Raw genomic sequence first — 11,934 nt, 5'->3', positions numbered from 1 at the left:
GGAAATCTTATATCACTATTGTGGAAAAAGTGGGGAATTACTTTGATACTAACTGGGGAATTATTCTGATACCAGGTGGGGAATTATTTTGATACTAACTGGGGAATTTCGCTGATACTCGACAATATTCCGTAAATACGAAAAAAATGATAGAGAATGGTTTAATGTTTTTAAGGGTAAGATCAAATATGATGACATCTATTTGCCATAAAAAAGAGCGTGCCCTGCAGGTGCGTGCCCCCTGGCTTAGCCAACCTATGGAAGGGAACACCAGAGGAACCTACACAGGTCTTATCGCTCATTTATAATATGACATGCACACGCATAGATGTCAAGCACTAAATTAAAGCTATGATACCAAAGAAAATCATAGATAACAGTGAGTTAAAGCTGTCAGCCTTCCTCAACAGCGTTCTTGAGGAAATTCCTGATACTCGATTTGACATCGCTACAGCTTTTTTTAACATCCAGGCATACGCCTTAATAAAGAAGAATATTCAGGGCGTCAAGGGTTTTCGCCTTCTGCTTGGAAGGGCTCCGGAGATAAGGAGTGAGACAACCCTCGGAGATGTGCTCTTGAAGATGATAAGGGAAGAAGTTGAAGGATTTGACTTATCAAAGGAAAAGAATAGCCTTGTTAAGGAATTCATAGGGTTTCTCAATAAAGAGAATGTAGAGGTCAGGCTGTATGATAAGGAATTCCTGCATGGTAAAACATATATCTTTGACAAACTCGTTGTTATTGGCTCATCAAATTTTACTCCTTCAGGCTTAACACATAATACTGAATTAAAGCCGTTTCTCTAGCGGTGAGAAATTGACCATGGCTTACTACCGTATTCTTGAATATAAAAAGGTGGAAAAACTCTCAAAGGCAGAAGAGATGGCTTTAGGAAGAATGATAGCCCTGGATGGCATCTTCAGGACTATTCTTTTAAAGAGACTTGAAAGCAGTGTTGAGGCATTTAGAAAGAGCGTGGCAAATCATGTCAAGTTCCTTAATCAGAATAAGATCAGAAATATTGACAGCTCTGTGGGACTTGACACCACTGTCCTTGGAGAGGAAGTAAATCCCAAGGTATTTGGGATTATAAGGAGAATACGAGAGCAGGATGAAACAATCTTTGACGAATTAGAGAAAGAGGTCTTCGGAGGTGGAGAAAAATTTTATCAGCCATTGATGGATTACCTGAGGGCAAAGACTGCAAAAGAACTGGAATCTATTCCCTTTGGGATTCACAGCGGGCTTAAGAGAGGAACAAAAGGAATTTTTTTCTACTACAAGTACAGCGACGATTTCCACTTCTGGTATCTATATGACCTCATAACAGGTGAAATGATAAAAAACAAGACAAAGATACTTGATTACATAGCCTGCTCTCCTGAGGAGACAAGGGTTATACCTGATTTCTTCGAAAGGGTTTATGAGGCAAATGCAGAAATAATCCGTGATATAGAAGAAATATATAAAGAAGTAGAGCAAAGAGAAACGGTTGACCCGACACTCGGAGAATTCACCAGCGATAAGAGCAAGAAGTTTATATCAAGCATTATAAGGGAAATAGATTTGAGGTTGGACGAGTATCTTCTTGACTTCCCGGAAGATAAAGAAGCGGAAGAAAGATGGGAGAAAATAAAAGAAAAGCTCATGTCAGTCAGCCTTACAAAAAAGAGACTCCAAAATCTGAGGGCGGTTTGGAGGAATTATAAAAATAACCATAAAAGCTGGAAAAAGCTCCTGAAGGATATATCGGAATTTCTGGAGGGTAAACTATATATTGAGAAAGAAAAACTCTCACCTTATGACCCTTTGCTGCTTAAACTGGTTAGTATTGATTTTGTTTCATAAGGATTTTCTCTAATACATAAAACCTTCAATGCTTCATCCGGGGCTTGGACGGGGCTTGCGTGAGTTTGACTTCCCTTAGAATAGATAGACTTAAGGCTAATCTTTTAAAATGCAGGTGGAAGACCCACTTGCAAAATGTAAACATTAAGCCTTACCTCAGCATTGACATCGCCCGTTCAAGATTCATCCTGTCGTCGTCCTCGGTTTTCTTAGGTGTCTCGAGGATAAGGGGGATATCTTTGAACGGTGGGTAGTTTATAAAGCTCGCAAGTCCTTTCATCCCGATTTTTCCTTTTCCTATATGCTCATGCCTGTCTATGCCAGAGCCACAACCTGCCTTTGAATCATTCAGGTGGATAAGTTTCAGGTTTTCAATTCTAATGTGTTCTTTTATCTCTCTTGCTATCATTTCTATTCCGTTATCCTTTGAGATGTCATAGCCTGCTGAAAAGGCATGGCAGGTATCTATGCATATCCCACTGATTAGGGTGCCTTTTACAGCATTTATTATCTCTGCCATCTCCTTGATGCTTGATGATATATCTCCTCGCTCTCCTGCAGTATTTTCAATAAGAAGCCCTGCCTTCCATGAACCTCTACTTGCTACTACATTCAACGCTTCTATAGCCCTCTTCCTTGCATCAGATGGCTTATCTCCAGATGAGCTTCCTGTATGAATGACTACATACTCTGCACCTATTGCATCAGCCCTCTCCATCTCCACAACAAGCATATCTATTGACTTTTTCAAGAGGGTATTATTCACCGATGCAAGATTTATCAGGTAAGAGGTGTGTATGAATACAGGTGTGATGTTGTATTTTTCTCTTAACTTTTTAAATGCATCTGTATCTGTGTCAGAGATGCCTTTAACTGTCCAGCCCCTTGGATTATGGGAAAATATCTGCACAGTGGTGCACCCTAAATCCCTTGCCCGCTCAATGGCTCTATGTATGCCACCTGCAATGGATGTCTGAAATCCAAGTCGCCGCATAAGATAATATACAAAAAATTATTGCATCTTTGCACGATTTCTGGTATTTCTTTTGGAGAATGATAGTGAAAACCTTCAAGGTCTTCAGGTTTGATTCTGATAAAGATAAAAAACCATACTTTGATACCTTTAATGTCTCTGTCAAGCGGGGGACAACGGTTATCGAAGGGCTGTTTTATATACAGCAGAATATCGATCCTTCTCTTGCCTTCAGGTTTTCATGTAGAGGAGCAGTCTGTGGTTCGTGTGCCATGCATATTAATGGTAAATATCGCCTTGCCTGTGAGACACAGGTGCTTGATATAAAGAAGAATACTATAACCATCCAGCCACTTGGACACCTCTCTGTGATAAGAGACCTCTTTGTTGACATGGATAGGTTCTGGCAGTGCTACAGAGAAGTGAAGCCATACCTCATGGCTGGTTCTCCTCCACCTGAAAAGGAAAGGATACAAACCCCTGATGAACGAAAAAGGCTTGATGATATGATTGACTGTATACTGTGCGGTTCGTGTTTTAGTGCCTGCACTGTCACTGGGACAGATGAAAAATACATTGGTCCTGCAGCGCTATTGAAGGCAAATAGATTTCTCAAGGACAGCAGAGATGGGGTTAAGGGAGAAAGACTTCAGATAGTTGATGGACTACACGGGATCTGGCGATGTCATACGATTATGAGCTGTCAGGAGGTCTGCCCGAAAAACCTTAGTCCTACTGAGGCAATAGCAGAAATAAAGAGGACGATGGTTGCGAAAAAGTTCTCTGGCGAGTAAAATACCAGAGAGGATATTAAAGGAGGTGAGTATTTATGAACCTAGCAGTGAAGCAGGTTAAACATCCTTATATTACAAGAGATAAAAAGGTTAGAGGTGGAGTACCGATCATTGCCGGCACAGGGATTCGAGTTCTGGACATAGCCATTAGATATGAAGTTATGGGGATGTCGCCTGAGGATATAATAACTGCACTTCCGCACCTAAACCTTTCACAGGTTCATGACGCTTTGTCATACTACTACGAGCACAAGTCAGATATTGATAAGGAATGGAAAAGTGCAATTAAAGAAGCAGATTCAATGAGAAAAGCTTATCCATCGGTTCTGGAGAAAAAGATTGGCAAAATTAAAGATATACACCGATGAAAATGTTGATATAAGGATTGCATCTGGTCTAAGAAAGCGTGGCGTAGAAGCATTCTCTGCTAATGAAAAAGAAATGGTTGGTGCTTCAGATATCGAACATTTCAGATATGCGAATAATCTGAAATCTGTTATCTTTACACACGACCATCATTTCCTTGAGATAGCAAATTCGCTGACACAAGAAGGGGAAGGTCATTGGGGTGTAATTTTTGTTGAGATGAATCGCTTGAGTGTTGGAGAATGTATCAGACGACTATCACTCTATGCCGATGTTTTATTGGCTGAAGAAATGATAAATTCGGATAGAGTTTTTATGAGTCCAATTTTAAATAAAAATCATAGGAGGATAGTTGAAAGATATAAATTTAGAGTATTAAATGAATTAAAAGAGAAGGCTTTTAAATAATGGGAAGGGGTTAGATAAAACTATTCAAAATATAAAAAACTCGATGAACACTTTTAATATAGATAGCATCTTTATTTATGAAAAAGTCAAAAATGATAAGATGGCAAAGCAAATTATTTCTCAATTTCCAAATGTAAAAATTGAATATATACCTGATCAACTCCCAAGCACAATCCGAAAACGTGAATATAGATTTGCCAAGATTAACACAAATAATAAAAATGCTGGTATTGTAAACCTTGCGAAAAAACTTTTGGTTATTGGAACAGCAAGCCGAAATCAATTCGTTGAAAGATTCAGAAATAAACTCGATTGCTTATGTCCAGGGTTTTATTGCATAACTCCATTAAACAATGGATGTTATTATTCGTGTATGTATTGCTATCTGCAAATTACCTATAGGGGTGTTTTCCCTTACATTAAGATTAATGTTAACTTAGATGAGCTTAAAAAAGCCATAATAGATGCAGTAAAAAAAGAATGGTCTCTAAATAATCGAGGTTCAGATTTCAATTGTGGAGAAAAACTTGATTCTTTATCATTTGATAATTACTTAGAATTAAGCAAAATTCTCGTCCCTTTCTTCGCTGAAACTCATGAATTAGAACATTCCACCTTATTAATGCTCACAAAAAGTGATAATGTAAATAATCTCATTAATATTGCAAGAGAGAATTCAAATATGACTAAGAATACTGTTCTTTCTTGGAGCCTCAATGCTGAAGAATTTGCTCAGAAATATGAGATAGGAAGCCCATCACCTACAAAAAGATTGGCCGCTGCTAAAAAATGTCAAGATGTTGGATATAAGATACGCTTGAGAATAGACCCCCTTCTAATATTGCCAAATTGGAGATATGGATATACAAAATTAGTGGAAGATATATTTATAACATTCAAACCAGAATATATTAAGGAAAAGACCGGTATAGAGCCTCATGTTGGTCTACTCCGAGGTGCTGAAAACTGTTCTCCAGACTATTCTTGGTTTCCTAACTTATCATACTCGATTACCTTTACAACTAGAGGATGTCCCAGAAGATGCCATTTCTGTGCTGTGAGAAAGCACGAGCCTAAATTTATTGTAAAAGAAAACTGGGTAGAAGATATAGATATTACTAAAACAGGAATAATATTTTGGGATAACAATTGGCTTGCATCACCCAACTTTGAAAAAGATGTTAAACGATTGATGAAATTTCGGAAAATAGGAATAACACAGATTGATTTTAATCAGGGGCTAGATTGTAGATTAATTAATGAAGATAAAGTAAAACTATTGAGTCAGATAAAAATCAAGCCATTAAGACTTGCATTCGATAATAGTTCAGAAGATGGATATATACAAAAGGCTATAGAATTAGCTCAAAAATATGGATTTAAGGATATTAGAGTTTATGTCTTATACAACTCTAATGACAATCATGACACACCAGAATATTTTTATTATAGGATCAATGAAATCAATAAATTGGGAGCATTAGCATATCCGATGCGTTATCGTCCTATCGATAATATCAATGGACAGTATATATCTGATAGATGGGATAAAGAATTATTAAGAGCTTTGAAGCTGTCGCTTATGTTTTACTACACAAAAGGGATGATTACTAAAAATCGTAAAGCTTTTGAAAATATTTATGGGAATAATGCTCAGGAGTTCAAAGATAAATTGTATAAAATATATCAAAAAGACAAGTCGATAAAAAATAAAAAGGAAAATGTGGACTAAGTTAATAAAATGGCATTTGGACGTTTTGCTTGACATTAACTAAGATCATCGTGGATAAATGTCTTACTACTTCAGGCATATAAAGGATAATATTTGTTCTACAGGCATAGAGATAACCAAGAATAACAAGAAAGATATTGACAGGGCAATCCACGAGATTGTTGGTGTTAACTTTAAAAGTTGTCCAAATACATGGAAGAAAGGAAGAAAAATAAAGGGCAACGAAAGGCTGCAGTAGAAGTTTATCACAAAACTTGAGTCCAAAACTCGGGAAGCAATTGAATTGGGAAAAGGAGGGTAAATTATGTCAAGGTATCAGTGTTCGGTTTGTGGTTATGTTTATGATCCGGAAGCAGGAGATCCTGATGGCGAGATACCGCCGGGGACACCATTTGAGAAATTACCTGACACATGGCACTGTCCTGTATGTGGAGCAGCCAAGAGTGAGTTCGAAAGGATAGATTAACATGTATGACCTCATAATTATCGGTGCAGGTCCTGCGGGATTGACTTCAGGGATCTATGCCATGAGGGCAAAACTCAATACCATACTCATTGAAAAGACAGGTGCAGGAGGGCAGATAGCCCTCTCGGATGTTATAGAGAACTATCCAGGATTTCCGAGCATAAGCGGATTTGACCTCGGGAAGAAATTTGAGGAGCATGCGAGAGGACTGGGGCTTGAGATTAAGTTTGAAGAGGTAGAAAAAGTAGAGGATAGAGAAGACTATAAGGCGGTTGTGACCTCAGAGGCAGAATATAAAACAAAGGCGATTATTATTGCCACAGGGTCACAGCCAAAGAGATTAGGTGTAAAGGGAGAGGATACCTTTTCAGGAAGGGGGGTCTCTTACTGTGCAACCTGTGATGGATTCTTCTTCAGAGATAAGGATGTAGTCGTTGTCGGTGGTGGGGATACAGCCATAAAGGAGGCTGTATTTCTTACAAAGATGGCAAAGAAGGTTACAATCATCCACAGGAGGGACCAACTCAGGGCAGAAAAGATAATACAGGAGAAGGCATTCTCAAATCCAAAGGTCAATTTTATATGGGACTCGATTGTTGAAGAGATAGCAGGTAGAGATAGTGTTGAAAGGGTTATCACAAAGAATGTAAAGACACTGGAGGGCATGGAGATTCCGACCGATGGAGTTTTTATATTTGTTGGTATAAAACCAAATACAGGATTTATAGATATAGAAAAGGATGAATCAGGCTTCATCAGAACGAAGGAAAATCTCGAGACATCAATACCTGGAATATTTGCTGCAGGGGATTGCAGAACTAAACTACTGCGTCAGGTCTCAACAGCAGTTGGAGATGGTGCATTAGCAGCAGTGATGGCAGAGGAATATATTGAAAAACAGTGATAAGGATTAAAGGATTAAGGGGTAAGACATGCGTAGGGCAAAGATAGTCTGCACAATAGGACCAGCCAGCAACTCAAAGAGGATACTATCGTCCTTGATAAAAAACGGAATGGATGTCGCAAGGCTTAACTTTTCTCACGGAACACACGAAGAACATGGAAGGGTGATAAGACTTATAAGGGAGATAGCAGGTAGATTCAATAGTCCTGTAGCAATAATCCAGGACCTGCAGGGACTGAAGATAAGGGTAGGGAAGTTCAGGGAAGGAGAGGCATTTCTTAAGACAGGGACACGGTTTACAATTACGACGAGGGATGTCTCTGGAGATGAGAGGATTGTTTCCACTTCCTACAAAGGGCTGCCATCTGATGTACGGAAAGGAAATTGCATACTTCTTGATGATGGAATAATAAAACTCGAGGTGCTCGGAGTTAATGGAAAGGATATAAACTGCAGGGTTATAGATGGAGGCATGCTAAAGGACAATAAGGGCATGAACCTTCCAGGTGTAAGTATCTCTGCATCAACTATCACTAAAAAGGATATAGAAGATATTGCATTTGGATTAGAACATAAGGTGGATTATATTGCTCTTTCCTTTGTGAGAAGCTCTAAAGAGATAAAGTCAGTTAAGGATATCATATGCAAACATGGAGCAGACATCCCTGTGATAGCAAAAATAGAAAAACCAGAGGCTGTAGAGAACTTAGATGAGATACTTGGCTTATCTGATGGGATTATGGTGGCAAGAGGCGATTTAGGGGTAGAGATGTCTCCTGAAAAGGTTCCTATCATTCAGAAGGAAATAATCAAGAAGGCAAATGAGGCAAATATACCTGTTATTACAGCCACACAGATGCTTGAATCTATGACAGAACACCCAAGACCGACAAGGGCAGAGGCATCTGATGTTGCCAATGCAGTGCTTGATGAGACTGATGTCCTTATGCTTTCTGCAGAGACATCCTTAGGGAAATATCCTGTTGAATCCCTCAAGATGATGGTAAAGATAATCGAGGAGACTGAGCGTGTGTTTCTGAGAAGGAGGTTTTGGGACATCCATTCTGCAGATTTTCCAGAAGCCACCGTAGGAGCAGCAAGTCTGGCTGCAAAAAGTATAGGAGCAAAGGCAATGGTAGCCTTTACAAAATCAGGTCTTACCGCCCTGTTGATTTCAAAACAGCGTCCTCCTATGCCGATAATTGCCTTAACCCCAGATGATGCTGTAAGAAAAAGGATGTCACTTTATTGGGGAGTGATTCCGCTACTTCTCAGGAAGATAGTGAGCACAGATGAGATGATAGATGAAGTGGATCGTGTTATAATAGAAAAAAGGCTTGCAAAAAAGGGGGATGGAATAGTGATACTTTCAGGTGCACCCATATATAAAAAGGGCACTACGAACCTGATGAAACTGCACAGAGTAGGTGAATAGAGTTAGGGTATTGAGCGTTGGCTTATATAACTTAATTGCTGGATTTATGGAGAAGTAATAATGAAGAATGGGATACTCAAGGCGGTTGAGGAAGGGATAAAAGTAAAGGAAAAATTCTTTAAGGAAAATGTGGATATGATTGTCGAGGTTGTATACCTGATAACAGATGTCTTCAATACGGGGAAAAAACTTATACTCTTTGGAAATGGTGGAAGTGCAACGGACGCCTCACATATTGCGGCTGAGTTTGTTAACAGATTTCAGAAAGAACGCCCGGGACTCCCTGCCATAGCACTTAATACAGACATGGCAATCATAACAAGTATAGCCAACGACTATGAATATTCAGATGTCTTTGCAAGGCAGTTAAAGGCAATAGGGAATGAAGGGGATATTGTGATTGCTATCAGTACCAGCGGAAATTCGCCGAATGTACTCAAGGCGGCTGATGTAGCGAGGAGAAAAAAGATGAAGATTATTGCCTTTACCGGTAACACTGGAGGGAAACTTGCATCAAAGGTTGATTATGCCTTTCTGGTTCCTTCAGATTCAACACCGAGGATACAGGAGACACATATAACGCTTGGACACCTCATATGTCAGATGGTTGAAGAAAGTCTATTTGGCAGACACAGAAGGGAAAAATAAGATGGTCATCTTAAGAATCAGATCAATTATATTAATATTGCTTACAATCCTTCTGCTGATTGGTATATACATCCAGAGTACAAAGAGGTATCATTTTGAACCCCCAACTTTTTCATATGCTGTCTCAGGTAAAGAAGATGATTCATATCTCTCTGAAGATGAAAAGATTAATATAAGGGTTTATGGAATCGCAAGTCCTGGCGTAGTCAACATAACTACCACAATCTTTGTGCGAGACTTTTTCTCTATCTATCCCCAGAAGGGTGCAGGCTCTGGTTCTATAATAGATGAAAGAGGGTTTATACTCACAAACTACCATGTGATTGAAGGTGCGGCTGAACTCGATGTTGTTCTTGCGGATGGAAGTCATCACAGAGCAAAGGTCATCGGAACAGACCCTGAGAATGATCTCGCTGTTATAAAGATAAATCCAGAAAATAAGAAATTGATCATTATAAAAATGGGGGATTCCACAAGACTTAAGGTGGGGCAGAAGGTTCTTGCAATCGGTAATCCATTCGGTCTTGACCGCACCCTTACAACAGGTGTAATAAGTGCGGTAGGGAGACCATTGACCACAGAGGAAGGAAAACTTATCGAGAATGTGATACAGACAGATGCATCAATAAACCCGGGGAATTCAGGTGGTCCTTTACTTAACACAAAGGGAGAGATGATAGGGATTAATACCGCTATCTTCTCTCCTTCGGGAGGGAGTGTAGGGATAGGTTTTGCCATACCTGTAGAGATTGCAAAGGGGATAGTTCCTGATTTGATAGCGTATGGAAAGGTAAAAAGACCATGGGTAGGTGTGGTGACAATCCCGATATGGCCAAAACTTGCAGAGGCGCTAAGACTACCTGTGTCTGAGGGACTTCTGGTTTCTGAGGTTGTCCCTGGTGGACCAGCAGCAAAAGCAGGGATAAGAGGAGGAAAAGAAAAAGCAAGGATCGGTGATCTCATAGTCTATTTAGGTGGTGATATTATCACAAAGATAGATGATAAACCTGTGAGATCAATGGAGGAGCTCTCTGCCATCCTTAAAAATAAAAAGATAGGAGATAAGATAAAGATTACTATCCTTAGAGGTAAGACCCTTCAGGAGTTAGAGATTATATTGAAGGAGAGGCCCTGAAACAACCTTTTTCTTAATCCTCTTCAGAGAAACTGATTGCCCCTTCAGGACAATTCTCTGCTGCTGCTTCACAGCAGCCAACAAGATCACAACTATCCGGGTCTATGACATGGGATTTGCCATCTATGACCTGAAACACTGCAGAACATATCTCTTCGCAGTTTCCACAGCCAACGCAAAGGTCTTCGTCAACAACCGGTTTCATCTGAAAAACTCCTTAACCCCTTCCTTCACCGCCGCCGCAAGCAGTGGAAACATTATCTCATGATGACCTGTAAGTGCATAGCCCTTTCCTTCACCTGTGACCGGTCTTTTAAGCACATTCGTGAGTGGTCTATAGTGCTGGATGAAATCCATATTAACAGTGGTAAATCGCTTCAGCCTGTAACCTAAGTTTCTTACAATAGTAACCGCCTTCAAGAAAACCTCTGGCATCACAACAGCAGAGCCGAGATTTATGTATACGCCACCTTCAAGCCTCGAGACAATATCACAGAGCAGTCTGAAATCCCTGTGACTTCCCTCACCTATGGATGAGCCATCGGCTTGAGGATGCATGTGGATGATATCTGTGCCGATTGCAACATGGACGGTTGCAGGAATCCCGAGTCTGACTGCTGATGCGAGTATGCTTTTATCTTTATGTGGGAAATCACTGTTCTGAATCATCCTTCCTACCACCTCTCCGATTCCCATTCCCTGCGCTACTCCTTCAGATATAGCCCTGTTGAGCATCCTGCCTGTCTCCTCAGCCATTCCAAAGGAACCTGTAGATATCTCCCTGTCAACGTCCTCTGAGGTACATCCTGCAAAGGTAAGTTCAAAATCGTGTATAATACACGCCCCATTCATTGCAATAGCGGTAATGATCCCTCTCTCCATGAGATCAATAATTAATGGACTTAAGCCAACCTTAATAGGATGTGCACCCATACCGAGCAGAACTACCCCCTTCTTTTTATAGGTTTTGACGATGGAGCTTACTACCGTTTTAAAATCCTTTGCAGCGAGGATGTCAGGTAAGGTCTCTAAGAATCCTTTAAAATCTCCTCCTGCCTCAAACGGTCTGCCTGTTTTACTGACATCAACTTTGCTTCGCCGTTTTTTTAGAGGATAGGTCTTTATCCTGTCAAGCGAGATCGGTTTATATACCTTAGTCATAGCCTGAAGTATAACCAAGTCTTCTCTGGATTTCAAGCATTAGATTAGCGTTTGGCTTGACAT

Annotated in this window: 15 protein-coding genes; 12 read left to right on the top strand and 3 right to left on the bottom strand. The window is 39.9% G+C overall.

The annotated features are described in order from the left end of the window. Positions 1–351: 351 nt before the first annotated feature. Positions 352–807, top strand: coding sequence for a phospholipase D-like domain-containing protein (locus tag AB1488_02155; protein MEW6408902.1), 456 nt, complete (start codon positions 352–354; stop codon positions 805–807). A gap of 16 nt (positions 808–823) precedes the next feature. Further along, positions 824–1,849: a hypothetical protein gene (locus AB1488_02150; GenBank protein MEW6408901.1), complete on the top strand. Its 1,026-nt coding sequence runs from the start codon at positions 824–826 to the stop codon at positions 1,847–1,849. A 151-nt stretch (positions 1,850–2,000) separates the two neighbouring features. Here the strand turns inward: AB1488_02150 and AB1488_02145 are convergent, their stop codons facing one another. Continuing rightward, the gene (locus tag AB1488_02145) at positions 2,001–2,843 is read right to left on the bottom strand and encodes a deoxyribonuclease IV (GenBank protein MEW6408900.1); all 843 of its coding nucleotides are present in this window, start codon (positions 2,841–2,843) and stop codon (positions 2,001–2,003) included. Positions 2,844–2,908: 65 nt separating this feature from the next. Between AB1488_02145 and AB1488_02140 the strand changes: the two genes are divergently transcribed. From AB1488_02140 to AB1488_02095, 10 genes are all read left to right on the top strand, one after another. Further along, a complete protein-coding gene (locus AB1488_02140; protein MEW6408899.1) occupies positions 2,909–3,616 on the top strand; it encodes a succinate dehydrogenase iron-sulfur subunit in 708 nt (235 codons plus the stop codon). Between the two features lie 35 nt (positions 3,617–3,651). Next, complete coding sequence (locus tag AB1488_02135; protein MEW6408898.1) at positions 3,652–3,984, top strand: DUF433 domain-containing protein; 333 nt, start codon at positions 3,652–3,654, stop codon at positions 3,982–3,984. Then, a complete protein-coding gene (locus AB1488_02130) occupies positions 3,956–4,390 on the top strand; it encodes a DUF5615 family PIN-like protein (GenBank protein MEW6408897.1) in 435 nt (144 codons plus the stop codon). The genes AB1488_02135 and AB1488_02130 overlap by 29 nt, the downstream gene beginning before the upstream one ends. Positions 4,391–4,490: 100 nt before the next feature. Next, complete coding sequence (locus AB1488_02125; GenBank protein MEW6408896.1) at positions 4,491–6,122, top strand: spore photoproduct lyase family protein; 1,632 nt, start codon at positions 4,491–4,493, stop codon at positions 6,120–6,122. Between the two features lie 58 nt (positions 6,123–6,180). Then, positions 6,181–6,360: a hypothetical protein gene (locus AB1488_02120; protein ID MEW6408895.1), complete on the top strand. Its 180-nt coding sequence runs from the start codon at positions 6,181–6,183 to the stop codon at positions 6,358–6,360. A 66-nt stretch (positions 6,361–6,426) separates the two neighbouring features. Beyond that, complete coding sequence (gene rd, locus AB1488_02115) at positions 6,427–6,588, top strand: rubredoxin (protein MEW6408894.1); 162 nt, start codon at positions 6,427–6,429, stop codon at positions 6,586–6,588. A 1-nt stretch (position 6,589) separates the two neighbouring features. Beyond that, entirely contained in the window at positions 6,590–7,492 is a 903-nt protein-coding gene (trxB, locus tag AB1488_02110; GenBank protein ID MEW6408893.1) for a thioredoxin-disulfide reductase, read from the top strand. A 28-nt stretch (positions 7,493–7,520) separates the two neighbouring features. Beyond that, positions 7,521–8,927, top strand: coding sequence for a pyruvate kinase (gene pyk / locus AB1488_02105; GenBank protein MEW6408892.1), 1,407 nt, complete (start codon positions 7,521–7,523; stop codon positions 8,925–8,927). A gap of 60 nt (positions 8,928–8,987) precedes the next feature. Then, positions 8,988–9,575: a D-sedoheptulose 7-phosphate isomerase gene (locus tag AB1488_02100; GenBank protein ID MEW6408891.1), complete on the top strand. Its 588-nt coding sequence runs from the start codon at positions 8,988–8,990 to the stop codon at positions 9,573–9,575. Then, complete coding sequence (locus AB1488_02095) at positions 9,550–10,710, top strand: trypsin-like peptidase domain-containing protein (GenBank protein ID MEW6408890.1); 1,161 nt, start codon at positions 9,550–9,552, stop codon at positions 10,708–10,710. The genes AB1488_02100 and AB1488_02095 overlap by 26 nt, the downstream gene beginning before the upstream one ends. Before the next feature lie 13 nt (positions 10,711–10,723). Here the strand turns inward: AB1488_02095 and AB1488_02090 are convergent, their stop codons facing one another. Both AB1488_02090 and AB1488_02085 read right to left on the bottom strand, forming a co-directional pair. Then, entirely contained in the window at positions 10,724–10,915 is a 192-nt protein-coding gene (locus AB1488_02090; protein MEW6408889.1) for a ferredoxin, read from the bottom strand. Further along, complete coding sequence (locus tag AB1488_02085; protein MEW6408888.1) at positions 10,912–11,871, bottom strand: hypothetical protein; 960 nt, start codon at positions 11,869–11,871, stop codon at positions 10,912–10,914. The genes AB1488_02090 and AB1488_02085 overlap by 4 nt, the downstream gene beginning before the upstream one ends. Between the last annotated feature and the right edge of the window lie 63 nt (positions 11,872–11,934).

The organism is Nitrospirota bacterium (assembly GCA_040756155.1).
In the GTDB taxonomy this organism is placed as follows: domain Bacteria; phylum Nitrospirota; class Thermodesulfovibrionia; order JACRGW01; family JBFLZU01; genus JBFLZU01.
This window is presented reverse-complemented; position numbering and strand designations above follow the sequence as displayed.